We start from the raw sequence: 23,905 nt of genomic DNA, 5'->3' as shown, positions 1-23,905 counted from the left end.
CGTCCTACGCCTCCTGGCAGTTGATCAGCGCGGTCTGGCTAATGGATTTGCCGGCCATGTCGACGGCGGGCCGGAAGTCGCCGGTCTCGGGATCGCGCACGAGGAGTTCGCCGCGCTCGATGCCGAAGTGGGCGCCGTGCAGTGTCAGCGTGCCGGCCTCGACGCGTTCGCGGACGAACGGGAAGGTCATGAGGTTCTTCAAGCTCTCGCCGACCATCGCGTATTCGAGGCGGGTGAGGTAGTCCGGCCCGTTCTGGTCCTCGACGTTCTCGGCGGCCGACTTCACGAGGGACACCCATTTGCCGATGAAGTCGCCGTCCGACAGGGGGTTCGACGGGCTGGCGAAGGCCTTGATGCCGCCGCAGGTGGCGTGACCCATCACGACGATGTGCTTCACTTCCAGGCCCTGCACGGCGAACTCGATGGCCGCCGACGTGCCGTGGAACTCGCCGCCCTGCTCCTCGCAGGGGGGCACGAGGTTGGCGACGTTGCGGATCACGAACAGTTCACCCGGACCCGCGTCGAAGATCACTTCGGGCGAGACGCGGCTGTCGCAGCAACCGATGAGGAGGACTTCGGGGGATTGCGACTTGGCGAGGCCGGAATAGCGCTTGGCCTCGTCGGGAAGGCGGCGTTCGACGAAGGACTGGTAGCCTTCCTTGAGCTTCTCGGGGAACGTACCGGTACGGGGGGTGGTCATCTCGGATCGGCCTTTCATCGGGTGCCGTGCCAGTTCAGGGCCACGGGCGTTGCGGGAAGGGTGCCACCCAGGACGGCGCGCGCGACGCGTGCCAGCCCGGCGGGTTCGATGCGCTCGGACGTCGCGTCGAGTTCGTCGAGGGTCCACCAGCGCGTGCCGAGGACGGGGTTGTCCTCCGTCTCGGCGAGGCGCCGGGTGTCGATGAGGTCGTCGGGCAGCCGCACCACGAAGTAGCGCTCGCGGGCATCGCGCGACGTCCGGAACAGGTGGAAGGGCCCGTCGCAGCCTGCGACCTGCGGACCGATGGGCGCATCGGCAACGCCGATCTCCTCTTCGAGTTCACGCCGGCAGGCCTCGACATGGGATTCGCCCGGCTCCAGGCCGCCCCCCGGCATGAACCAGAAGGTGCGGTCGTCGGGCTTCGCCGGATCGATGGGCCGGACGGACTCGTAGGCGATGAGGAGCAGGCGCCCGGCCGGATCGAACACGAGGGCGCGGGCGACCTCGCGAACCGGCGGGTGCACGGTGTCGGGTGCGCTGGGCGCGGAGCTCGGTGCTGTCATCGGGTCATTCCGAAGTATTGTGCGGCATCCCAGCATCGAGAAAAATATTTTAATCCGTCGGACAAGGATATTTTCTTCGATCGCGTCGGCTTTCACCTGTCAGGACCGTCATTTAGCGTGAAATGGCCGGCACGCTAGTGTTTTACGACACGTCGCCGGGCGCCCAGATCACGATGGGGAGATCGAACCCGTCGCGCCCCGGCGGATCGGGCATCGGTACGGCGCGGCCACACGCGAGGTCGCGGGCCACCACCAGGGCCGCGAGGGCGTCGAGGTGGTCGTCGGCGCCGATGCCGGCGGGGCGCGCCGCGACCAGGGCCTCGGGCAGCCCGGCGCCGAGAAGCAGCGCCCGACGCGCGGCCTGCCCGTCCGGCGTCTTCTTCGAAGCCGCAAGGGCCCGGTCCCGGTTGAGGCGCCGGAACGCGACCTCGGGATGGACCTCGTGCAGGCGGTCGCACAGATCGGGCCGCGCTCGGAGCAGGCCATCGACCTCCCGCACACTCCGAAAGATGTTCCAGCCCTGGATCGAGGGTGCGAAGGGCGGGTCGCTGCCCGCCCGCGACAGGGCCTTGGCGGTCTCGTAATCGGGCGCATGGACGGCCGCGCGCGGCGGCATCGGAAACACGCTCGCCCGCCCCTGGCCCAGATAGGCCCGCGCCGCCCGATCGGCGACGCGCCCGCCATCCGTGATCCGGTCGGGCAGGCCGATGGGGATGTCGATGCCGACGAAGGCCGGCGCCTCGGGGGCGTCGACGAGGTCGGCCACGGTTGCGAACCGGGCGGCGCGATGGCGCCCGTCGGCAAGGTTGAGCAGCACCCCGGCCCAGGCGCCGCGACACCCGTCGAGGCCGGCGATCCAGGGGGAGGGCGCAGGCGGCGTGCGAGTCTCCGACGCGTCGGGCTCGGTCGGGCTGCAAGGCATCTCGGTGGTGATCGAACGCGAACGAGAGGAGTGCATGTCGCCGATCCGCCTTCCCCTCGACCGTGTCATTCAAAGGCTTTTGGCCGGTCCCCGAAGACGGACATCGCGACGCCATTGACTTGGCGTCATGCCGGTCCATTCCAGAAATGCACGCGTGAAATGCGAGCCGTCCGTATAGCCGAGTTCACAGGCTATTCGTCCAATGGGGAGCGCCGGTTCAGCAAGCAGAGTCTTGGCACGGCGGGCCATGATGCGTTGTTGAATGTCGGCATAGCGTGTCCCGGCATCGTCCAAACGACGCTGCAGGGAACGGCGGGAAAGGCCGAGGCGGCGCGCGATCCCGTCGATGGAAGGGCGCGCTTCGTCCAAGCCAAGTTCGATCAAGTGTGCGACGCAAGCCGCCAGGTCATCGCCGATCGGCTCGTCCTCGCCCGTCGCCGGAACGCCGGGATCGTGACGCTTCGGGTTCGGTGCGTCCAGCTGGTCCAAGGAAAAGATCAGACCGGCCCGAGCCCCTAGAATGACCTCCGAGCCGAACAACTCCTGGATCTGAGCTCGCCCGGTCAAGGTCGCTCCCGTCACCACGGCGTGCTCCGGCCGCCATGCTGGTCCGAGGAAATGGCGCACGGTGCCCAACAGATATCCGAGGGCGAGGATTTCGTTCGCTTGACGCCCGCTCTCGATCCGTTCGGCGACGGAATACTCGTAGAAGGCATTCGCTCCTTGCCGACGCAGCCCCGTCGAGGTCGCGGTCTGGAGGAGAAGCGGTGTGACGACCTCCACCCGCGCCAGAGCCGCCCCAAGCGTTTCGGCGGCACGAACCTGAACTCCGATGGGCCCGAGCCCCGCGATGCCGGTGCTTAAGGAGAGCCGTGCCGGCAGGGCGGGATCACCGATCTCACGAATGGCCGCATCGATCAGCTTGAGTTGGTCACGCAGCAGGATCAGGCGGTCGGGCGTGTCGAGGAGCGTAAGCGGGATCCCGGCTTTACCGAACACCCGCGCCAACGAACCGCCGGCCGCCGACACGGCCGCCGCGATCGGTCCCATCGTCCGTGCCCTGGTCAGGCCGTACCCCGGCATAAGCGCCTCCCGCGGTGAGGGTCGATGCGTTGGCACCAAATGGCAAGAGGGACTGGTGGAACCGGCGTAGTTCTGGAGATGCCAACGAGCACAGTCGTCCCGAGTGAACGGAGGTCATGGACGACGCCTGTACTTGATACCAATCAGGACACAACGGGAGGACACCATGACAACAATTGCAAGGCCAACACTTGGATTCGGCGACCGCCACGTCACATGGCGGACGATCGATGGCTTCGAACATGCGGCCTATCACATCCTGAGCGTCGACGAAAAAGCCCGGATCGTCGATCTGCTTTTCAAGTTCAAGGCAAACGAGCGACTCCTACTGCATCGTCTTGGCGCGGCCTATCGCACGCTCGTCCTGCAGGGCGAATTGAAGATCTACCGTCCAGACGGGACGCTTCAGGAGGTCCGTCCAGTCGGCAGCTATGTTGCGGGACAGGCAGGGGGCGAGCCCCATACCGAGGGCGGCGGCGACCAAGACGCGATCGTCTATTTCACGAATCGCGAGATTGACGGGCCGATCTACGAGATTCTCGCCGCGAACCTGACCGTTCAAGCGACTTTCGGAATCCCCGAGTTCAAGTCGCTCCTCGCGGCGCAAGCCGGCGCAGGCGCGTGATGGGCGAGGTTCTCGAAGCTTGCAGAAACATTCGGAGCGCGACGATGCCAAAGAAGGTTACGATAGGCTCGTGCGGGATTAGCCTCACGACGATCGGTGCGTTTGGATTTCTGATCGCGGCCGTCATCTGTTCACCTGCCCATGCGGCAGAGGCATCACCGCCCACTCTTGTCGTCCTGCCGATCAAGCTCCTCGACACCTCGGCTGAGCCGACCGATCAAGCCTCGCAGCATGCTGAGCGGCTGGTGAACTTCGCCGACCATCTCGCGGGCGACCTGACCCGGTCTAGCCTGTATCGGGCGTCGGTTCTCACTGCCGATCGCCTCCGACAGGATTGCCGATCCGAAGAAACCGCCTGTCTTTTGAAGGTCGCTCAGGCACACGGAGCTGAAACGATCTTCATCGGTGTCGTCCACAAGAGCAGCACGCTGATCATGCAGCTCTGGGCCCGTATCGTCGATGCGCGCACCGGCCGGGATATCTACTCCCGAGACCTCAACTTCCGCGGCGATACGGATGAGGCCTGGCGACGGGCCGAGACGTTCCTCATGTCCCAAATCCGAGACATGCCGGCCGAAGCCCGCTGAGAATGCAAGAATGGTCAGTCGTCGGCTGGGCAGACTCCGTGCGCCGCCTTCCCATAGGGGAAGACGGCGCACGCATCGCAAGTGTGAAGACCGGTCGGGACCGTCCGCGCATGGAAGCGGCCCCCTCCGCTCTACTCCGCCGCGTCCACGTAGAGCTTGCCGCCCTCGGCCTGGAACTCGGCGGATTTCGCCGCCATGCCGGCCTCGCGTTCGGCCTGGCTCATGGGGGTGGCCTCGCCGAGAACCTGGCCCGCCGCCTCCATGGCGAGCACCTCGGCGCGGAGATCCTGCGTGATCTTCATCGAGCAGAATTTCGGGCCGCACATGGAGCAGAAGTGCGCCACCTTGTGGGCGTCCTTCGGCATGGTCTCGTCGTGGTAGGCGCGCGCCGTGTCGGGATCGAGGGAGAGGTTGAACTGGTCCTCCCAGCGGAAGTCGAACCGGGCGCGGGAGAGGGCGTCGTCCCGCAGTTGCGCCGCCGGATGGCCCTTGGCGAGGTCGGCGGCGTGGGCGGCGATCTTGTAGGTGATCACGCCTTCCTTCACGTCGTCGCGGTTGGGCAGGCCGAGATGCTCCTTCGGCGTGACGTAGCAGAGCATGGCGCAGCCGAACCAGCCGATCATGGCCGCCCCGATGCCCGACGTGATGTGGTCGTAGCCGGGCGCGATGTCGGTGGTTAGGGGCCCGAGGGTGTAGAACGGCGCCTCGCCGCACTCCTCCAACTGCTTTTCCATGTTCACCTTGATCTTGTGCATCGGCACGTGGCCGGGGCCCTCGATCATGGTCTGGCAGCCCTTGTCCCAGGCGATTTTCGTCAACTCGCCGAGGGTCTCGAGTTCGGCGAACTGGGCCGCATCGTTGGCGTCGGCGATGGAGCCGGGGCGCAGGCCGTCGCCCAGCGAGAACGACACGTCGTAGGCCCGCATGATGTCGCAGATCTCGTCGAAGCGCTCGTAGAGGAACGATTCGCGGTGCCCGGCGAGGCACCAGCGCGCCATGATCGAGCCGCCGCGGCTGACGATGCCGGTGACGCGGCGCGCGGTGAGCGGCACGTGGGCGAGGCGCACCCCGGCGTGGATGGTGAAGTAGTCGATGCCCTGCTCGGCCTGCTCGATGAGGGTATCCTTGAACACCTCCCAGTCGAGTTTCAGCGGATCGCCGCCGACCTTCTCCAGGGCCTGGTAGATCGGCACCGTGCCGATCGGGACCGGCGAGTTGCGCACGATCCACGAGCGGATGTTGTGGATGTTGCGGCCCGTCGAGAGGTCCATCACCGTGTCGGCGCCCCAGCGGGTCGCCCAGACCAGCTTCTCGACCTCTTCCGCCGCCGAGGAGGTGACGGCCGAGTTGCCGATGTTGGCGTTGATCTTGACGAGGAAGTTGCGGCCGATGGCCATCGGCTCCACCTCGGGGTGGTTGATGTTGGCCGGGATGATGGCCCGGCCGCGCGCGATCTCTTCGCGGACGAATTCGGGGGTGATGAAGGCCGGCAGCGCCGCGCCGAAGCTGTTGCCGTCGCTGAGCGCGGCCTGCGCGCCCTCCAGCACCGTCTCGCGGGCGAGGTTCTCGCGGTGGGCGACGTAGATCATCTCTTCCGTGATGATCCCGGCCTTCGCGAACTCGTACTGCGTCACCATCTGGCCGGGGCCGGCCTTGCGGATGAGGCGCTGCGCCGGACACGGGGCCACGAGCTTGTCCTCGGGCACGAAGCCGTTGTCCTCGGGCTTGACCGCGCGCGGCGTCACCGTGGCGTAGCCGCGCTTGGCGATCCACGGATCGCGGATCAGCGGCAGGCCGGCGTTGAGGTCGATGTTGGCGTCCGTCTGCGTGTAAGGGCCCGACGGATCGTAGACCCGCACGGGGGCCTCCTTCGGGTCGCTCAGGGTCACCTCGCGGAACGGCACCCGGATGTCGTCATGCCCGGCCACCGCCGCGTAGACCTTGTGCGACCCCATGATCGGGCCGGTGGTCACCGCCTGGGGCGAGCCTTTGGGAAGACCTTGCGGAAGATCGTGGGGGAGATCCTGGGGCAAAACGGGCTTGTTCATCGGGCGTGCTCCTGGCGTGGGAGGCGACCCGGATTCGTTAGGAACAGCATTGGGTGGGGGACACCACGCAATGGCGCGGCGAAAGCATTCCCGTCCCTCCGCCGGTACGAACCGGATCAGGTTCAAGGGTCAGGGCGTCGCGCCCAATCTCAGCTCCCGGTCTCGGAGCCCCCCTCGGAATCGTTCCAGGTTCGACGCCTGCGCCCGATTTGTCAATCGCCGCAGCCGTACACGGGCGGTTCCGCCGAAAGTCCCGCCACGGTCGGTCCGCCGAGTCCTGCGACTCGGCGGCGTCGTCAAAGTCGGTTCGGCGCGGCTGTCGCGCCCATGGTCTTCAGCACTTGCTTCGGCAGAAGTCGCCGGCCTGCTGCGCCGCGATCAGGCATACCTGCTTCCCGGTCGGATTCGGGATGGCGTTGCACGCCGATTCGGCCAGGCCCTGGGCGGCATTGCAGGCCAGCGTACAGAAGATCGAATCGAGCTGCTGCGCATCGGCGGTCTGCGTCTTGTCTCCGACGATATTATGATCCTGCTTGAAGATCTGAGTGATGATCGTACGAATCTTGTCCCGCTCTTCGCCCGTCAGGCCGTTCCAGTCGGAATCATTGACTTTGATGTCCATGGGCTTGTCCTTGTGATCCCGGTCTCTGCGGCCGGTCCACCCAAGAAATATATAACTTAAGGTTTATCAATCCATCTATTATAAACCCAAGGTAGCATTTTCGTGAGCGGAGTTCCATTGGGACCCCAGGGTCAGCCCAGACCCCGTCCGGGACCGAGCCGTCGACGGATGGAACGAACGCCAAGGTCACGGTTCGAACCTTGCGTTGACGGCAGCGTTGATCCTCCAAACGCGCCTCCGTTCCGGACCGGCGCTGCAACGCGGATCATCACCATGAATCGCATTCTCCTCGCATCGGCCGCCATGGTCGGGGCTCTCATTCTCATTCCCGCCCAGGCCGACGCGCGCGGCGGGGGCGGATTTCGCGGCGGCGGTGGCCATATGGGCGGCTTCGGCGGGGGCGGCCGTGGCTTCGGCGGCGGCGGCTTCGCGGGCGGTGGTGGGTTCCGCGGCGGCATGATGGGCGGTGGGCGCGGCGGCTTCGGCGGCCAGGGCCTAGCCGGGCGCGGGTTCGGCGGCGGTCAGGGCTTCGCGGGGCGCGGCTTCGGCGGCGGCCGTGGTCTCGGCGCCACGGCGGCCGGGTTCGGCGGCGGCGCGGCGCTTGGCGGGTATCGTGGCGGCGTCGGCGGGTTCAACCGGGGTGGCTATCGCGGCGGGTTCGCCGATTACCGGGGCGGGCGCGGCTACGGCTACCGCCGCGGCTACGGCGGTCTCGGCCTCGGGGTCGGCCTAGGGCTCGCCGGAGCCGGTATCGGCTACGGCCTCGGCAGCGGCTTCTATGGCGACGATTACTACGGTGGCGGCTACGCCCCGGCCTATTACGGTGGTGGCTACGGTGCCTATGGCGGCGGCTATGCGCCGGCCGGCTACGCCGTCGAGACAGAAGTCGCCCATCAGCGGGACGACGCCTACTGCGTCCGTCGCTTCCGGTCCTACGACCGCCAGTCGGGCACCTATCTCGGCAATGACGGCCAGCGTCACGCCTGCCCGTAGGTGATGCACGATCGAACGAAGAAGCCCGCGTTTCAGGAACCCGCGTTTCAGGAGCCCTGGAGGCTTTCCGCGAAGTCGTCCGGCACCTCGCCGAACTGGGCCAAGATGGCGGCGCTCTCGAGTTCGCCGGTCTCGTCGTCGGCCACCACCCGAATGGCGGCGGTGCCGGGGAAGCGCCCCGCCATGGCCTCCGCCTTCTTGAGGGCGCCGCTCTCCGTGGGCGCCACCTCGCGGTCGCCCGGCACGAGGCGCTTGCGCTTGATCACGAAGGTCTGGACCAGGAACGTCGTCTTGAGGGCCATCACGGTCTCCACCGGGCGGGATCGCCTCCGGACAGGGACGCCGCCTTAGCACGAAACCCGCGCGCGCGCGGCACGCGGACGGTGGTGGGCCCGCCTCACCACAGGCGGATCAGGCGGTATCCGGCCACCACGTCGGCGGGGTCGACGCCCATCAAGGTGGTGAGCCGCAGGCTCGTCCGGAACAGAAGCCGGCTGAAGGCGCCGGAGAACAGGAACAGCACCGTCAGCACGAGGCCGGCATGGCGGGCACCCGCATCGCCCACGGCCTGCCATGCGGCAGGCACCCACGGCCGCGCGGCGGCGTAGCCGTCGAGGCCCGGGATCGGCACGAGGTTGAGGACGAGGGCCATCCCTTGGAACAGGGCCGAGACGGCGAGTACCGCCCGCAGGGTGTCCGAGTCCGGGCTCGCCAGATGATAGAGCAGCACGAAGCCGAGCAGCGCCGCGCCCGTCATGGCCGGTCCCGCGAGGGCGACGGCGCTCGGCCACAGGCGGCCGCGCAGGGCCGACAGGTCGATGCGGACCGCCCCGCCGGGGAAGCCGATGCCGCCGAGGATCGTGAATAGGACCGGCAGCACCAGGGTGGTGACGGGATCGGCGTAGCGGCGCGGATCGAGGGTGAGGGTGCCGGCCTCCTCGACGCTGGCATCGCCGCCCCGCCAAGCCGCGTAGGCGTGGCCGAACTCGTGCAGGCACAGGCTAAAGATCCAGCCCGACAGCACGAAGGCGAACCCGGCGCCCGATCCGGCGATCCAGCCGACGCCGATGGCGAAGCCGAGCCCGCTGACCAGGAGCACGATGAGGAGGAAATTGGCGCTGGCGCCGGGGCCGGTCCGGCCGAGGCTGTCCCGCGACGTGGTCTGCTGCATTCCGTTCCCCACGCCGCCCGCGATCCGTGACTCATCCGCCCCGCCATCGCGCGACGCAACATCGCTGGTGACACCGGGATGTCCAGTCCCCACCTTGCAGGGAGTTTCTTCCTCCGCCGCACCACCCGGCACGCCGGACTTCCATGCGACTTCTCCTGCTCAGCGTCCTCCTCGGCGGCCTCGGCCTCTGCGCCGCCATCCTGGGGGTGCTGGCGGTGTTCCAGCGCCACCTCATCTATCCGGGCGCGTTCTTCCCTCGGCCGGCGGAGGCCGAGGCGCGCCTCGCGCCCCCGGGCACCACGGCCCTCACCCTGACGACCCCGGACGGGGAGCGCCTCATCGGGTTCTGGCGTCCGCCCGCCCCCGGCTGCGGCGTGGTGCTGAGCTTCCACGGCAACGCCTCGGCCCCCGAGCCCCTGGCACAGCGCTTCACCGAGGGGCCGTGGGCGGGCTGGGGCGTGCTCGCCATCGCGTATCGGGGGTATCCGGGCTCGACCGGGCATCCGAGCGAGGACGGCCTCGTCATGGATGGTCTCGCCGCCCACGCGGCCGTGGCGGACCGGGCGCCGGGGGCGCCGATCCTGCTTCACGGCCACTCCCTCGGGGCCGCAGTGGCGGTGGCGGTGGGGGCCCGCGCGCGCCATCTCGGCCTCTACCTCGAAGCGCCGTTCGATTCGCTCCATCACCTCGTCGGCCTGCGCTATCCCTTCGTGCCGCGCCTGTTCCTGTGGGACACCTACCGCTCGGACCTGCGCATCGCGGACACCACCGGCCCGGTCTTCGTGGTGCACGGCCTGCAGGACGGGGTGATCCCGGTGAAGCTCGCCCGGCGCCTCGCGACCCTCGCAGGCCCGCGCGGGCATCTCGAAGCGATCCCCGGCAATCACGTCTCGATCCTGGGCGCGCGCGACGCGGCGGCGCGGGCCGTGTTTCAGCCGCTCATCCCCGGCGACGCGTGCCACGCGATGGCCGCCGCGACCCCTTGAGAGAACGCATATGGGACGACGCGAACGGCGCTGGCAGGCGGACGATCCCTCCACCCACGGGCCGCCCGTCCGCGCGCCGGTGATCTGCCCCCTGTGCGAGCGGCCGATCCCGCCCCGCGCCAAGTCGAGCCTGCATCACCTCACGCCGAAGCTGAAGGGCGGGGCCAAGGCCGGCACCGTGCGCCTGCACCAGATCTGCCATTCGGCGATCCACGCCCGCTACAGCGAGGCCGAGATCGCCCGGCGCCTCGCCGACACGGAGGCGCTGCGCCAGGACCCCGAGATGGTCCGCTTCCTCGCCTGGGTGCGGACGAAGCCCGATGATTTCCACGCGGCCACTCGCCTGACCCGCACCCGCAAGTCCGCCCGGCGCGAACCGTCCTGACCGGGTTTCGGGGATTCCCTTAACCCGGCCTTCGCCACGATCCGAGGCGCCCAGAGGCGTCGCCGCCGCCGGTATCCGGGCCTTTACGAATGCGGCGGGAGGATCGCACCCGATTTGCTGGGAGCGCGCGGGGCTATGGAGCAGGGGGCAGGTGCCGGGCGGCTCGCCTGGGTCGATGTCGCCAAGGGGCTGTGCATCGTCCTCGTGGTGATGATGCATTCCACCCTGGGCACCGGGGAGGCCATGACGCCGCCGGATCTGGCCGCGGCGGGACTCGTGAGCGAGGGCTTCCTCCACCACGTGGTGGCCTTCGCGAAACCGTTCCGCATCCCGGATTTCTTCCTGCTGTCGGGCCTGTTCCTCGGGCGGGTGATCGACCGGGACTGGCGCCTGTTCGCCGACCGCCGGGTGGTGCACTTCGCCTACTTCTACCTCCTGTGGGTGGTGATCCAGTCCCTCGCCAAGTACGGCGCCATCACCGAGGGGGCGGGTCCGGGCGCCTTCGCGCAGCACCTCGCCCTGGCCCTCGTGGAGCCGTACTCGACCCTGTGGTTCATCTACCTGCTGGCGGTGTTCTCCGTGGTGACGAAGCTGCTGCGACGGGTGCCGTGGCCCCTGCTCCTCGGGGCCGCCGCCGCCCTGCAGGTCGTGCCGGTGCACACGGAGAGTTACCTCCTGGAGGAGTTCTGTTCGCGCTACGTCTGGTTCGTCGTCGGCTACTTGTTCGCCGAGCGGATCTTCGGGTTCGCCGCCCGGGTGCGGGCCCATCCGCGCGCAGCCCTCGCCGGTCTCGGGCTCTGGGCCCTGGTCGAGGGCGTGCTGGTCTTCACGCCCTCGGGCGGCACCGCTCACCCGACCCTCGCGAGCCTGCCCGGCCTGAGCCTCGTCCTGGGCGGCGTCGGGGCGCTCGCCATCGTGGCCGGCGCGTCGCTCCTGACCCTGGCCGGCGGTCCGGTGACGGCGGCCCTGCGCGCTTGCGGCAGCCGCTCCATCGCCATCTATCTCGGGTTCTTCCTGCCCATGGCGCTCACCCGCACCCTCATCGTCAAGACCGGGGCGATCACCGATGTGGGCTGGGCCAGCCTCGTCGTCACCCTCGTCGCCGTGCTGGTGCCCCTCGGCCTCGAGCGCCTGGTCCGGCACACCCGGCTGTCGTTCCTCTTCCGCCGCCCGGCCGCCTTCCACATCGTGGCCGAGCGCGCACCGGTCCGGTCGGGGCTGGCGCCTCAGGCGGCGGCCTGACGGGGCATCGCGATCAGGTCGAGGAAGTTGCCGATCTCGCGGCGACGGTCGGCGTCCTGCAGGATCTGCGCGTCGAGGCGGTGGCGGGCGAGGAGGTCCGGGTGCCCGGCGCGGTCGGCGTGGAGGCGGGTGAGGTCGTCGGCGAAGGCCGCCACCGCCGCCTCGTCGGCGTACTGGCCGTCCGCGATCATCTCCGCTGCGCTCATCCGCAGCATGATGCCGAGGACGTCGAGGTCGGTCTCGGGGTGGTACTGGGTGCCCCAGAACACGCCCGGCCCGTGCGCGATGGCGATGGCCTGGATCGAGCAGGCGTTGCTGGCGAGCAGGGTGGCGTGGGCGGGCAGCCGCAGCACCGCGTCGCCATGCACCGCCGGGGCGTCGAAGCGGTCGGGCCGGCCGGCGAGCAGCGGGTGGGCGCGCCCGGCCGGGGTCGGCGCGAGGTCGCGGGCGAAGCCGTACTCGCCGCCCTTCGGGTTGGGGCCGGCCTCGCCCCCCGTCGCCACGGCGGCGACCTGCATGCCCCAGCACGAGCCGAAGGCCGGGAGGCCGGCGGCCAGGGCCGCCCGCATGAGGTCGATCTGGCGGGTCACCGCCGGGGAGCCGTCGGCGAGCTTGAGGGTCGAGCCCGTCATCACGAGACCGGAATAGGCGGAGAGTTCCGTGCCCTCGGGCAGGGCCGCATCGGCATCGGCTGGGCTGACGAGCGTACAGGTGCAGGCCGCCCCGCCGCGCGCCCGGGCGATCTCGCCGAGGATCGCCGCGTAGGATTTGGCCGAGGTCGACCCGGTGGCGTCGGTGTGCCGGGCACGGCCGTCGCGGTCGTTGCCGTCGGCGACGAGGAGGTTGAGCATCGCGGGGTCCTGGCCGGAAGGACACGGAAAACGGCGCGCAGGGCGGGCCGTTCCGGTTCGGGGACCGGGCGCGTCGCCGCACGCCCGAGCGGACCCAGGGGGCAACCGTCGCCATTCCGGCAGCGCTAAGGAACCCTTAAACCCGCCGTATTTACCGTGCGGAACCGGGGCACGCCCACGGGTGGGATTGTTCGGGACTGAAGCGGGGCGCATGGCGAAGGGACGCGGACGCGACGGGCGGGGTGAGCCGAACTTCGACGTGCCCGAGGGGCGCGCGTCGGACCCGGCCAGCCTCGACCTGCGCCTGTCGCGGGCCGATCGCGCAGGGGGCGGCGTGGCACGACGGGCAACCGAGACCAAGGGACGGCGCGCCGAGGCACCGGAGCGCGCCGCGGCGCCCGCGAAGGCGCGCCCGCGAAAAGCCCGGCGGCGCTCGCTGCTCGGCCGCTTCGTCTATGCGGGCGTGGTGCTCGGCCTGTGGGCCTGCATCGGCATCGCCGGGCTCGTGGCCTACCACGCTTCGCAGCTGCCCCCCATCGACCAGCTGGCGGTGCCCAAGCGCCCGCCCAACATCGCGATCCTGGCGAGCGACGGCTCGCTGCTCGCCAACCGGGGCGAGACCGGCGGCCGGGTGGTGGGCATCAAGGAATTGCCGCCGTACCTGCCGCGCGCGTTCGTCGCCATCGAGGACCGGCGCTTCTACGCGCATTTCGGCGTCGATCCCGTGGGCATCGCCCGGGCGATGGCCCAGAACATCACCCGCCGGGGCGTGTCGCAGGGCGGCTCGACCCTGACGCAGCAGCTCGCCAAGAACCTGTTCCTGACCCCCGAGCGCTCGGCCTCGCGAAAGATCCAGGAGGCGATCCTGGCCCTGTGGCTGGAGCACAAATACACCAAGGACGAGATCCTCGAGCTCTACCTGAACCGGGTCTATTTCGGCGCCGGCGCCTACGGCGTCGAGGCGGCGGCGCAGCGCTACTTCGGCAAGCCCGCCAAGGCCGTGACGCTGGCGGAGGCCGCGATGCTCGGCGGCCTCGTCCAGGCGCCGTCGCGACTGGCGCCGAACCGCAACCTGCCCGCCGCCCAGGCCCGCGCCGCCCAGGTGCTCGCCGCCATGGAGGATCTCGGGTTCGCCAAGTCCGCGGACGTGAAGGCGGCGCTGGCGCAACCGGCCCGGCCGGCGGGCGCGCGGGGCGGCGGTTCGGCCAATTACGTCGCCGACCTCGTCATGGACGTGCTCGACGACTTCCTGCCGAAGTTCGAATCCGACATCGTGATCGCCACCACCGTCGACACCACCCTGCAGGCGGCGGGCGAGAAGGCCCTGGTGGACGAGCTCAACCTCAAGGGCGCGAAGTTCAACGTCGGCCAGGGCGCCCTGGTCTCCCTGCGGCCGGATGGGGCGATCCGCGCCCTGGTGGGCGGGCGGGACTACGCCCAGAGCCAGTTCAACCGCGCCACCACGGCCAAGCGCCAGCCGGGCTCGGCCTTCAAGCCGTTCGTCTACCTCGCGGCTTTGGAGCACGGCCTGACCCCCGACACCGTGCGGGAGGACGCGCCGGTCAACATCAAGGGCTGGAACCCCGAGAACTATTCGCGGGACTATCGCGGGCCCGTGACCCTGCGGGACGCCCTGGCGCTCTCCCTCAACACCGTCGCCGTGCGCCTCGGCCAGGAGGTCGGCCCGAGGACCGTGGTGCAGACGGCCCAGCGCCTCGGCATCGCGTCGCCGCTCCAGGCCAACGGCTCCATCGCGCTCGGCACCTCGGAGGTGACGCCGCTGGAACTCGTGGGTGCCTACGCGACCTTCGCCAACGGCGGCACGGGCGTGATCCCGTACGTCATCGCCAGCGTGAAGGCGGCCGACGGCAAGGTTCTCTACAAGCGGAAAGACGGCGGCCTCGGCCGGGTGATCGAGCCGAACGCCGTCTCGATGATGAACGCCATGATGCACGAGACCTTCGTGACCGGCACGGCGAAGAAAGCCGAGGTGCCGGGCTGGGATCTCGCCGGCAAGACCGGCACCAGCCAGGACTTTCGCGATGCCTGGTTCGTCGGGTACTCCGCCACCCTGGTGACGGGGGTCTGGCTCGGCAACGACGACGGCGAGTCGACCAAGAAGGTCTCGGGCGGCAACCTGCCGGGCGAGGTCTGGAAGGCCTACATGACCACGGCGCTCAAGGGGCAGACGCCGGTGATGCTGCCCGGTGCCAAGAGCTGGCGCAACCGCGCCCCCGCCGAGGCCCCGGCCACCACGGGCGCCACCGGGGGACCGGGCGGCGTCCTCGGCGCCCTGCTGGGCGAGCCCCAACCCGCCCCGCGCGTCGCCGCCGCCGCCCCGCGTCGCGCCGGCCCGAGCCAGGACGACCGGAACTTCCTCGAGAAGCTGTTCGGGGTCGGGGAGTAGCGGGGGCGTCCGGCACCCTGTCGATGGGGATCACGATAGCGAAGAACCGGCGTCCCCGGGGTGCATTCCATGCGCCCTTTCTCCACCGACCTTACAGCATCGGCAGATGGCGCGGGCGGGGCCCGCGCGGGAACGCGGCGTCGAGGGCGGCGATCTCGGGGGCCGAGAGCACGAGGTCGCCGGCCGTCGCGTTGGCGACGGCGCGCTCGCGCGAGGCGGTCTTGGGGATGGCGAAGACGCCGTCGTGGCGGGTGAGGAAGGCGAGGGCCACGGCATGCGGGGTCGTGGCGTGGGCCTCGGCGATGCCGGCGAGCACCCGGCCGCCCCGGCTGCCGGGATCGGGGAAAGCCCCGCTGCCGAAGGGCGAGTAGGCCACCAGGGCGACGCCGTTGCGCCGGCACCACGGCGCGACGGCGTGTTCGATGGCGCGCTCCTGCAGGTGATACAGCACCTGGTTGCACGCGATGGCCCCGGGGCCCGCGAGGTGCAGCACCGCATCGAGGCCGTCCACGTCGAAGTTGCTCAGGCCCCAGGACAGGATCTTGCCGCTCGCCTTCAGGGTCTCGAACCCCGCGATCGTCTCCTCCAGGGGGTGGGAGCCCGGCCAGTGCAGGAGATAGCCGTCGAGGCGGTCGGTGCCGAGCCGCTGGAGAGAGCGCTCGCAGGCCGCGATGGTGCCGGCGCGCGAGGCGTTCGACGGCAGCACCTTGGAGACGAGGAACACGGTCTCGCGCCGGCCCGCGATGGCTTCGGCGACGAGGGGCTCGACGTCGCCGTACATCTCGGCGGTGTCGATATGGGTCATGCCGGCATCGAGCCCGGCGCGAAGGGCGGCCAGTGCCCGGGCGCGGTCGTCGTCGTCGAGGCGCCAGGTGCCCTGGCCGATCACCGCCACGTCGCGGCCCGTGCCGCCGAACCCGCGTTGCCTCATCGTCCCGACCTTTCCCCGTTGCGTCCATTCCCAACGCGGCCGGGCGGCATTCGACGCAGCCGAGGCGGCGCGGCCATACTGGCGCCATCATGCGACGGTGTGCAGGGGGCGTACGGTTCCGCTTCGACAGCGCCGCCCGCGTGGCGCCGGCACCATCGCGAGGGATGTCCCGTGGGCAGTGCCGCTCCGTTCCCGTCCCGCGCCGAATCCCGCCACACCTTCCGCATCCCGGATCACGCCTGATGCTGCCGCAGCACCGCTGGTTCTGGGTTCTCATCCTCGTTGCCTGCGGCGGGGCGGGCCTGCTCTACAACGTCCTGTTCGCCGGTGGCGCGACGCCGCTCGCCGGGCTCGCCTACGGCCTGTGCGTCGGCGCCACCACCCTGGCCTTCGACCGGGGCCTGATCCTCGGCGGACTCCAGGTGCGGATGCGGCGGTTGCCGGCGAAATTCTACGTGCCGGCCGCCGAACTCGCCTACGTGCTCATGATCGCCGCCGGCATCGCCCTCGGCGGCCTCGTGGTCTGGTCGCTCGGGCTCACCGACGACGATCTCTCCCATGCGATCAAGATCACCCCCCGGGTGCTGGCCTACAGCCTCGCCGTCTCGGCGCTCCTCGTCTTCGTGATCCGCATGCGCGATCTCATCGGCGGCGAGGTGTTCGTGAACTTCCTCGTCGGGCGCTACCACCGCCCGGTGCGGGAGGAGCGCATCTTCCTGTTCCTCGACGTCGTCGGCTCGACGGCGTTCGCCGAGACCCACGGCGACCTGACGGCCCAGGCCTATCTCGGCGCCGTCTTCGCCGCCATGGCCGAGCCCGTGCGCCGCAACAGCGGTTCCACGGACGACTACATCGGCGACATGGCGATGATCACCTGGCCCATGGCGCGCGGCCTGAAGAACGCGCGCTGCGTCGCCTGCGTGTTCGATGTGATGGACCGGATCGAGTCGGAGGCCGAGGCGTGGCGGGCGCGATTCGGCACGGTGCCGCGCCTGCGGGCGGCGCTGCACGGCGGCTCGGTGGTCACGGCGGAAGTCGGTGTCGACCGCCACAAGATCGCGTATTTCGGCGACGCCGTGAACGTCACCGCCCGCATCGAATCCCTGTGCCGGCCGCTGGGCACCGAGATCCTCGTGTCGGACGATCTCCTGGCGCGCCTGCCCTACCTGCCGGCCGGCATCGCCGCCCGGTCCCTGGGGGCGCACGCCCTGCGCGGACGCGGCCAGCCCATGAACGTCTCGACCCTGGAGCGCATCGTGCCGGTGACGCGGACGGAACCGGTCGTCCTCCCCCGCCGCACGGTGGCGGCCCGATGAGCGACGCGCCGGAGAACGATGCCCCGAAGAACGGAACTTCGGAGAACGGGACTTCGGAGAACGAGGCCCGCACGATCGTGGTCTACATCGATGCCGATGCCTGCCCGGTCAAGGACGAGACCTACCGGGTGGCGGGGCGCCACGGCCTCACCGTGGTGGTGGTCGCCAACAGCTTCCTGCAGGTGCCGCGGGAACCCTGGATCGAGCGCGTGGTGGTGAGCGACAAGTTCGACGCCGCCGACGACTGGATCGCCGAGCGGGCGAGGCCCGGCGCCATCGTGGTCACGGCCGACGTGCCGCTCGCCGCCCGGTGCGTGAAGGCCGGCGCCGAGGTGATCGCGCCGACGGGAAAGCCGTTCAGCGAGAACTCCGTCGGCATGGCGCTCGCCACCCGCAACCTGATGCAGGATCTGCGCGAGGCCGGCGCCATCACGGGCGGCCCGAAGCCGTTCTCGGCCCGCGACCGCTCGGCCTATCTCGGCACCCTCGACCGCGTCGTGATGCGGTTGAAGCGCGGCGGGTTCGGCCAGGGCCCGGCGTCGGCCTAAAGAGGCCGAAGGCCGCCTTCACAAGCCGACGGTAACCTAAGAGGCCGACGGTAACCCTCAGAGACCGACGGCGGCCTTGAGGGCGGCGTTGACGCGGTCCTGCCAGCCGGGGCCGTCCTTCTGGAAGTGCTCCAGCACGGCGCGGTCGAGGCGCAGGGTCACCATCTCGCGCGCACCCGGCACGGCCGGGCCTGCCTGGGACGTCGGGGCGGGGCGGGCCGGTGCGGCGGGCGCCGCCTCGGGGGACTTGGTGGTCGCGGCCTTGAAGGCGGCCTCGGCCGCCTGACGGGGGTCGCTCGGACGACGGGAGCGCTCGAATGCCATGGGTCGATCCTCCGACGCGGGTCTCAGGACGAGCGCTTGCGCTTCGGCGGCGCGGCGGCGGCCGCCGCGGCCTTGGCTTCCGCGTCCGCGGCTTCCTTGGCCAGGCGCAGGGCGCGCAGTTTGACGGTGCGCTCGTCGACGGCTTTGACGGAGGCGATATGCTCGGCCATGGCCTCGGCGCCTTCCTTGGCCATCCGCTCGGCCCGCTCGGCACGCTCTTCGGATCGGGTCCGGGCGTCGGTCTCGTCGCTCATTGCATTCCTATCCTCGACCCCTCCTGAAGGATCGCGCACGGCTGCGAGGGCGGGCCGCAGCGCGAGGAACGCGCGCGGCTCTGCGACCGTCGAGGCCACGACACGCACCGGATGGACCGCGCATGGGCGACGGTCGCGCGGCGGAGGGGCTAGTCCACACACCTTCGCGCGGATCGGCTTCAGGCGGGATGGTTCCGTTTAGCACGGTGCGGCCGGAAAAGGCCAATGGTCCCGGTGCTTATCCGCACTTAAACCGCACGTTCGGCGACGAAAACAGGACGAATCTGCGTGATCCGCCCGCCCTTTCGCGTTTCCTGGTCGAGCGGCAGGCGCGGCCGGGCACGGGCCGCGCCTGCCGCTCTACCGGGGGCGTCCCGGTCAGAACAGTGAGATGAGGACGATGCCCGCCACCATCAGGGCGGCGCCGCCGAGCCGCGACGGCCCGGCCTTGACCTGGCGCATGCCGACCCAGCCGAAATGATCGAGGGCCACCGAGGTCAGGAGATTCGCCGTGATGAGCAGGCCGTTGAAGGCGCCGGCCCCCACCTTGTCGACGAACAGCAGGCCGCCGAACACCGCCACCGCGCCGGTGATGCCGGCAAGCGGCATCCACCAGCGCACGCCGGCGACGTCCTCCCGGGTCGGCAGCGGCGTCGGCCGCAGCAGGAAGACGAGGGCGAACACGAACACCACGGGCAGGAACGACACCGTCGCGGCGAGCCACGGGTTCACGAGGGCGCCGCGCAGCCCGGCGTTCCAGACGACGCCCACCGCCTGCAGGATGCCGGCGCCGACGATGAAGGGATAGAGCAGCTTCGGGTTGAGGCCGTGCCCCTCGGCCTTGCCGTCTTCCTTGTCCGCCGTGGTGCGGGCGATGAACACGACGCCCACCGCCATCAGCAGCCCGCCGAGCCAAGGCATCACCTTGAACCCGCCGGCCTGGAGCCCGAACAGCCCGAACGCGTCCATGGCCAGCGACGCCAGGATGTTGGCCGTCAGCGTCAGGCCGTTGAAGGGGCCCGCCCCGACCTTGTCGATGAAGGCGAGGCCGCCGAACACCGCCACCGCGCCGGCGACGCCGCCGAGCGGCGCGTACCAGGGCATCTTACCGAGGGTCTCGAGGGTCGGGAGCGGCGTCGGCATCACGAGGAACAGGGTCGCGAACACGAACACGATGGGCAGGAACGACACCGTGGCGGCGAGCCACGGGTTCACCAGCCGGCCGCGCAGCTGCGCGTTCATGGAATTGCCGAGCGCCTGGAGGACGCCCGCGACGAGGATGAAGGGATAGAGGAGGGCGGGGTTCACGGGCGGCCTTGGGGCGGGAGTTCGAGGAAGCGGAAGGCGGTCGGACGAGCCGAGGCCGTCCCACAGGACGCAGGCCATCAGACGAGCAGGAGGCCCGCGAGCGCCAGGATCAGGGCCGGCGGCATCACCAGCAGGCCGAGCTTGAGGAAGCGCCAGAAGCTCACGTCCTGGCCCTCGCGGCGGATGGCGGTGAGCCACAGGATGGTGGCGAGCGACCCCGTGACGGAGAGGTTCGGGCCGATGTCGATGCCGATGAGGATGGCGCCGGCGATCCGCTCGGACACGTCCGCCGCCTGGACCGCAGCCCCCGCGATGAGGCCGGCGGGCAGGTTGTTGACGACGTTGGACAGCACGCCGACGAAGAGGCCGCCGCCCCAGGCCGCCTGTCCGGGCGAGGCCTCGGCCACCGCCTTCAGCCAGGCGACGATCATCGCCAGCACGCCGGTCTTTTCCAGGGATTCGACGAGGATGAACAGGCCGGCCACCAGGGGCAGCACGCTCCACGACACGTCCTTCACCACGTCGACGGCGCCGCCGCGCTTGATGGCCAGCACCACCAGGGTGGTGGCGAGGCCGGCGCAGAAGGTCGGCAGGCCGAGTTCCAGGCCGTAGGCGGAGGCGGCGAGCAGGACGCCCGCCGTGGCGACGATGCCGGCGCCCGCGACCTTGCCGGTGCCCGACAGCCGCACCGCCTCGACGTCCCGCGCCACGGTCTGCGCCTTGAGCGCCGCGTTCTGGGTCAGGCGCAGGACCGCGTAGGTGGCGAGGATCGCCAGGGCCGACGGCAGGGCGAACCGGGCGAGCCACTGCATCAGCGGCGGCATGTGGGTGGCGTAGACGACGAGGTTGGCCGGGTTCGAGATCGGCAGGACGAAGCTCGCCGCGTTGGCGATGAAGGCGCAGATGAACAGGTAGGGCAGCGGGTTCTCGACCCGGGCCGCCTTGGTGGCGGCGTAGACCGCCGGGGTCAGCACCACCGCGCAGGCGTCGTTGGAAAGGAACACCGTCACCACGGTGCCGACGAGGTAGACCAGGAGGAACAGCCGGGTGGCCGAACCCCCGGCGGCCCGCACCGCGATCCTCGCCAGCCAGTCGAACAGTCCCTCCTGCCGGGCGACCTCCGAGATCAGCATCATCCCGACGAGGAAGAGGTAGACGTCGGTGCCCTTGCGCACGCCCTCCCAGGCGGTCTCAGGCGAGATCAGGCCGAGCAGCACGAGGGCGGCGGCCCCCAGCACCGCCCAGACGGCCTCGGGCCACGCGAACGGACGCACGATCACCCCGAGGGTGGCGAGCCCGGCGATGATCCAGGTGGCGAGATGGGGCGTCATCGGTAGAGCGAACATGATCGGGCTGGTCCGTCGAGGCACTGGGAGGCGGCGTGGGGGTCGGGCGGGTGCCTACCAGGGCCGGCCGTTACGGTTGGGACCGAGCTGCGTGCCGAGGATCCCCTTCTCGGGCCAGGCGCCGACGGCGTCGGCATCGCTGCCGAGGCCCTTCGAGACCGGGATGCCGGCCGCATCCCGGGCGGGCTCGACGGCATCCTCGTCCGTGCCGCCGGCCGCGTCCTCCGCCCGCACCACGAGGCGGCGGGCGTGGTGGGGGAAGGCGATGCGGGCCCGGTAGCGCCGGTCGCCCTCGGCCCGAACCATCGCCTGCCAGGGACCGCCGTCGACGCTGACGCTGCAGGCGGCGACGGGAGCCGCGCCGAGGACGAGGGCGCGGACCTCGAGGGTCTCGCCGACGATGTGCTCGGGATGCGCCGCGTCGTGCGCGAGGCGGCGGTCGGCCGGGGCGGTGACGAGGACGAAGGGCCAGGGCCGGACCAGGTCCTTGAAGCGCCAGCTCACCACGCCCCGGTCGATGGCGGCGACGGCGTAGCCCACGGGGCCTTCTTCGATCTGTCCGGTCGAACGGGTGGCGGCGAACACCGTTCGACCGTCGTTGGCGAGCTCGTTGTAGTGGGTGTGGCCCATCTCGACGAGGCGGACCCGCCCGTTCGAGACGAGGTGCGCCACGCGCTCCGCCTCGCCGTCGCCCGCGAGGTCGGCCGGGTAGGTGTGCATGAACAGGGCGCAGTCGCGGGCTTCCCGATCGGCCTGCACCAGTTCGTGCTCCAGCCAGGCGAGCTGCGCTTCGCCGAGGCGGAAGTCGGGTCCGCCGGAACCGGGGCCGCTCATGTCGAGGAACAGGCAGCGGAGGCCCGACACGTCGATGGCGTAGGGCAGGGGCCGCGCGTCGAGGCCGGCATGGAACGCGTCGAGGCTGCCGCCCTCGACGTCGTGGTCGCCGGTGATCACGTGGACCGGCAGACGCAGCCGGTCGAGGCCCGCGCGCACGAGGGCGTATTGCGCGGGCGTGCCGTTGTCGGCGTTGTCGCCCGGCAGGTAGACGAAATCGAGCCCGTCGGCGGCGTTGATCTGGTCCACGATGGCGGTGAAGTCGCGGGCGTTGGGCGCGTCCGCTTCGGTGAGGTGCAGGTCGCCGATATGCGCGAAGGCGAGGAGGTCGTCGCGGGCCGACATGGAAACCCGCCTAGACCGCCGCGGCCGGCACGGGCGCCGCGCCCCCGCCGGAGGCGTCGTGGCGGCCGGGCTCGTAGCCGTAGGTCTCCGGCATGGCGAAGAGGTAGAGGGCGAAGCCCGCGGCCGCGATGGCGGCCAGCGCCAGGAAGGCCGTGGAATAGCCCGCCGAGACGATGATGACGCCGGCCAGCGTCGCCGAGAGGGCGGCGCCCAGGCCCTGGGCCGTGGCGACCGCCCCCTGCGAGACGTTGAACCGCCCGGTGCCGCGGGTCAGGTCGGCGACCACGAGGGGGAACAGGGCGCCGTAGATGCCGGCCCCGATGCCGTCGAGGAGCTGGACGCCGACGAGGTAGAACGGGTTGTCCGACAGGGTGTAGAGCACGCCGCGCACCGCGAGCACGCCGAAGGCGGCGAGAAAGATCGGCTTGCGGCCGATGGCGTCGGCCTTGGCGCCGACGAACACCGCCACCGGCACCATCACGAGCTGCGCCGCCACGATGCAGATGGCGATGAGCGAGGTGGCGTTGTCCTTGCCCGAGAGCTTGGTCAGCAGCTGGCCGACGGAGGTCAGCATCGCCGCGTTGGAGAGGTGGAACAGGGCCGCCAACACCGCGAACAGCACGAGGTACTTGTTCTTCAGGAGCGCGGTGAAGCCCGAAGGCTCCTCGCCAGCGGCCTCGGCCTTGCTCGACTTGGCTTTGCCCTCGCCGTGGTCGAGGCCGCGGGCGAGGTCGTCGTCGATGGCGTCGGCCGGCACCATCAGCATGGCGCCGATGCTGCAGAAGGCCAGGATCGCCATGAGCCAGAACACCACGATGGGGCCGAAGAAGTAGGCCGTGCCCCCCGCGATGGCCGCCGAGACGGCGTTGCCGGCGTGGTTGAAGCCCTCGTTGCGGCCGATGCGCTTGGCGAACATCTTCGGACCGACGACGCCGAGCGTGATGGCGGCGAGCGCCGGCGGGAAGATCGCCCCGGCGATGCCGGCCACCGACTGGGTCGCGGCCACGAGGTAGAAGTTCGAGATGAACGGCAGGAGGAGGCAGCTCGCCGTCACCGCGATGGCCCCGGCGATGACCACGGCGCGCTTGGCGCTGGTCCGGTCGATGAGGGCGCCGGCCGGCGTCTGCGCGATGAGGCCGGCGATGCCCGCGATGGTCATGATCAGGCCGGTGGTGGCCTCGTTCCAGCCCTGGTCCGGCCCCCGCACGGCGATGAGGTAGATGGCGAGATACGGCCCGAGGCCGTCGCGCACGTCGGCGAGGAAGAAGTTGAGGGCGTCGAGTCCGCGCAGGGATCGGGCCGAGGGCGTGCGCACGACGGCGCCGCCGGAGGTGTGCGGCTCTGACATGATGAGCCCTTCCTGACGTCGCGGACGTCGTGAGTTCGTCGGGGGGGCGGGGCACGGTTCGGCGTGAGGCCGAGCTTGACCAGCGCTCGCAAATCCCGCGGTGACGAATTCGGTTCCGGGGCGGCGGATTAAATTATCGTGTGTTTCGTACACCCGGGAGGCGTGG

The 23,905-nt window shown here is 70.3% G+C and carries 25 protein-coding genes and 1 riboswitch; of the genes, 9 read left to right on the top strand and 16 right to left on the bottom strand.

Features of this window, described 5'->3' with window-relative positions:
- Nucleotides 1–4: 4 nt before the first annotated feature.
- The 4 genes from ASF22_RS01740 to ASF22_RS01725 all read right to left on the bottom strand — a co-directional run bounded on the left by ASF22_RS01740 (nt 5) and on the right by ASF22_RS01725 (nt 3,268).
- Nucleotides 5–700, bottom strand: coding sequence for a carbonic anhydrase (locus ASF22_RS01740; protein WP_056260858.1), 696 nt, complete (start codon nt 698–700; stop codon nt 5–7).
- Nucleotides 701–714: 14 nt separating this feature from the next.
- A complete protein-coding gene (locus tag ASF22_RS01735; RefSeq protein ID WP_056260857.1) occupies nt 715–1,263 on the bottom strand; it encodes an NUDIX domain-containing protein in 549 nt (182 codons plus the stop codon).
- Between the two features lie 142 nt (nt 1,264–1,405).
- Nucleotides 1,406–2,185, bottom strand: coding sequence for a DUF429 domain-containing protein (locus tag ASF22_RS01730; RefSeq protein WP_056260946.1), 780 nt, complete (start codon nt 2,183–2,185; stop codon nt 1,406–1,408).
- 69 nt (nt 2,186–2,254) lie between these two features.
- Nucleotides 2,255–3,268, bottom strand: coding sequence for an AraC family transcriptional regulator (locus ASF22_RS01725; protein ID WP_056260856.1), 1,014 nt, complete (start codon nt 3,266–3,268; stop codon nt 2,255–2,257).
- A 166-nt stretch (nt 3,269–3,434) separates the two neighbouring features.
- Here ASF22_RS01725 and ASF22_RS01720 point away from each other — a divergent pair, with 166 nt between their 5' ends.
- Both ASF22_RS01720 and ASF22_RS01715 read left to right on the top strand, forming a co-directional pair.
- Nucleotides 3,435–3,893 carry a hypothetical protein gene (locus ASF22_RS01720; RefSeq protein WP_056260853.1) on the top strand — a complete coding sequence of 153 codons (459 nt, stop codon included), beginning with the start codon at nt 3,435–3,437 and terminating at the stop codon, nt 3,891–3,893.
- Nucleotides 3,894–3,937: 44 nt separating this feature from the next.
- Nucleotides 3,938–4,480, top strand: a complete 543-nt coding sequence (locus tag ASF22_RS01715) for a DUF2380 domain-containing protein (RefSeq protein WP_056260852.1) — start codon at nt 3,938–3,940, stop codon at nt 4,478–4,480.
- 131 nt (nt 4,481–4,611) lie between these two features.
- On the opposite strand, the gene thiC is transcribed toward ASF22_RS01715, so the two are convergent.
- Together thiC and ASF22_RS01705 are read right to left on the bottom strand one after the other, a co-directional pair.
- The gene (gene thiC, locus ASF22_RS01710; protein ID WP_056260850.1) at nt 4,612–6,528 is read right to left on the bottom strand and encodes a phosphomethylpyrimidine synthase ThiC; all 1,917 of its coding nucleotides are present in this window, start codon (nt 6,526–6,528) and stop codon (nt 4,612–4,614) included.
- A gap of 76 nt (nt 6,529–6,604) precedes the next feature.
- Nucleotides 6,605–6,713, bottom strand: a riboswitch (TPP riboswitch).
- A gap of 149 nt (nt 6,714–6,862) precedes the next feature.
- On the bottom strand, nt 6,863–7,150 hold the full coding sequence (locus ASF22_RS01705) for a hypothetical protein (RefSeq protein ID WP_056260848.1): 288 nt from the start codon (nt 7,148–7,150) through the stop codon (nt 6,863–6,865).
- Between the two features lie 273 nt (nt 7,151–7,423).
- On the opposite strand from ASF22_RS01705, the gene ASF22_RS01700 reads away from it, so the two are divergent.
- Nucleotides 7,424–8,143, top strand: coding sequence for a BA14K family protein (locus tag ASF22_RS01700; RefSeq protein WP_056260846.1), 720 nt, complete (start codon nt 7,424–7,426; stop codon nt 8,141–8,143).
- A gap of 47 nt (nt 8,144–8,190) precedes the next feature.
- Here the strand turns inward: ASF22_RS01700 and ASF22_RS01695 are convergent, their stop codons facing one another.
- Nucleotides 8,191–8,445, bottom strand: coding sequence for a hypothetical protein (locus ASF22_RS01695; protein WP_056260944.1), 255 nt, complete (start codon nt 8,443–8,445; stop codon nt 8,191–8,193).
- Nucleotides 8,446–8,540: 95 nt separating this feature from the next.
- Nucleotides 8,541–9,314 (bottom strand): site-2 protease family protein, encoded by a 774-nt coding sequence (locus ASF22_RS01690; RefSeq protein WP_056260844.1) that lies wholly within the window; start codon nt 9,312–9,314, stop codon nt 8,541–8,543.
- Between the two features lie 143 nt (nt 9,315–9,457).
- Between ASF22_RS01690 and ASF22_RS01685 the strand changes: the two genes are divergently transcribed.
- The 3 genes from ASF22_RS01685 to ASF22_RS01675 all read left to right on the top strand — a co-directional run bounded on the left by ASF22_RS01685 (nt 9,458) and on the right by ASF22_RS01675 (nt 11,927).
- Nucleotides 9,458–10,300, top strand: coding sequence for an alpha/beta hydrolase (locus ASF22_RS01685; RefSeq protein WP_056260842.1), 843 nt, complete (start codon nt 9,458–9,460; stop codon nt 10,298–10,300).
- 10 nt (nt 10,301–10,310) lie between these two features.
- On the top strand, nt 10,311–10,685 hold the full coding sequence (locus tag ASF22_RS01680) for a hypothetical protein (protein ID WP_056260841.1): 375 nt from the start codon (nt 10,311–10,313) through the stop codon (nt 10,683–10,685).
- Nucleotides 10,686–10,820: 135 nt separating this feature from the next.
- Nucleotides 10,821–11,927 carry an acyltransferase family protein gene (locus ASF22_RS01675; protein WP_056260838.1) on the top strand — a complete coding sequence of 369 codons (1,107 nt, stop codon included), beginning with the start codon at nt 10,821–10,823 and terminating at the stop codon, nt 11,925–11,927.
- Here the strand turns inward: ASF22_RS01675 and ASF22_RS01670 are convergent.
- Nucleotides 11,912–12,778: a type 1 glutamine amidotransferase gene (locus tag ASF22_RS01670; RefSeq protein ID WP_056260837.1), complete on the bottom strand. Its 867-nt coding sequence runs from the start codon at nt 12,776–12,778 to the stop codon at nt 11,912–11,914. The genes ASF22_RS01675 and ASF22_RS01670 overlap by 16 nt on opposite strands.
- 211 nt (nt 12,779–12,989) lie before the next feature.
- On the opposite strand from ASF22_RS01670, the gene ASF22_RS01665 reads away from it, so the two are divergent.
- Nucleotides 12,990–15,185 (top strand): transglycosylase domain-containing protein, encoded by a 2,196-nt coding sequence (locus ASF22_RS01665; protein WP_056260836.1) that lies wholly within the window; start codon nt 12,990–12,992, stop codon nt 15,183–15,185.
- A 91-nt stretch (nt 15,186–15,276) separates the two neighbouring features.
- Here the strand turns inward: ASF22_RS01665 and ASF22_RS01660 are convergent, their stop codons facing one another.
- On the bottom strand, nt 15,277–16,116 hold the full coding sequence (locus tag ASF22_RS01660) for an aldo/keto reductase (RefSeq protein ID WP_056260834.1): 840 nt from the start codon (nt 16,114–16,116) through the stop codon (nt 15,277–15,279).
- 242 nt (nt 16,117–16,358) lie between these two features.
- Here ASF22_RS01660 and ASF22_RS01655 point away from each other — a divergent pair, with 242 nt between their 5' ends.
- Together ASF22_RS01655 and ASF22_RS01650 are read left to right on the top strand one after the other, a co-directional pair.
- A complete protein-coding gene (locus tag ASF22_RS01655; protein WP_056170519.1) occupies nt 16,359–17,432 on the top strand; it encodes an adenylate/guanylate cyclase domain-containing protein in 1,074 nt (357 codons plus the stop codon).
- A complete protein-coding gene (locus ASF22_RS01650) occupies nt 17,429–17,980 on the top strand; it encodes a YaiI/YqxD family protein (RefSeq protein ID WP_082483444.1) in 552 nt (183 codons plus the stop codon). The genes ASF22_RS01655 and ASF22_RS01650 overlap by 4 nt, the downstream gene beginning before the upstream one ends.
- 57 nt (nt 17,981–18,037) lie before the next feature.
- Here ASF22_RS01650 and ASF22_RS01645 read toward each other — a convergent pair whose 3' ends face one another.
- From ASF22_RS01645 to ASF22_RS01620, 6 genes are all read right to left on the bottom strand, one after another.
- On the bottom strand, nt 18,038–18,304 hold the full coding sequence (locus ASF22_RS01645) for a BrnA antitoxin family protein (RefSeq protein WP_056260831.1): 267 nt from the start codon (nt 18,302–18,304) through the stop codon (nt 18,038–18,040).
- Nucleotides 18,305–18,327: 23 nt separating this feature from the next.
- Nucleotides 18,328–18,558, bottom strand: a complete 231-nt coding sequence (locus tag ASF22_RS01640; RefSeq protein WP_056088527.1) for a hypothetical protein — start codon at nt 18,556–18,558, stop codon at nt 18,328–18,330.
- A 378-nt stretch (nt 18,559–18,936) separates the two neighbouring features.
- Nucleotides 18,937–19,866 (bottom strand): DMT family transporter, encoded by a 930-nt coding sequence (locus tag ASF22_RS01635; protein ID WP_056260830.1) that lies wholly within the window; start codon nt 19,864–19,866, stop codon nt 18,937–18,939.
- Between the two features lie 77 nt (nt 19,867–19,943).
- On the bottom strand, nt 19,944–21,212 hold the full coding sequence (locus ASF22_RS01630) for an arsenic transporter (protein WP_056260828.1): 1,269 nt from the start codon (nt 21,210–21,212) through the stop codon (nt 19,944–19,946).
- Nucleotides 21,213–21,266: 54 nt separating this feature from the next.
- On the bottom strand, nt 21,267–22,391 hold the full coding sequence (locus ASF22_RS01625) for a metallophosphoesterase (RefSeq protein ID WP_056170508.1): 1,125 nt from the start codon (nt 22,389–22,391) through the stop codon (nt 21,267–21,269).
- 10 nt (nt 22,392–22,401) lie between these two features.
- The gene (locus ASF22_RS01620) at nt 22,402–23,739 is read right to left on the bottom strand and encodes an MFS transporter (protein ID WP_056260826.1); all 1,338 of its coding nucleotides are present in this window, start codon (nt 23,737–23,739) and stop codon (nt 22,402–22,404) included.
- Nucleotides 23,740–23,905 lie beyond the last annotated feature (166 nt).

It is taken from the genome of Methylobacterium sp. Leaf87, from assembly GCF_001422775.1.
Taxonomy (GTDB): domain Bacteria; phylum Pseudomonadota; class Alphaproteobacteria; order Rhizobiales; family Beijerinckiaceae; genus Methylobacterium.
Note: the sequence above shows the minus strand (reverse complement) of the source record. Positions and strands in the feature narration are given on the sequence as shown.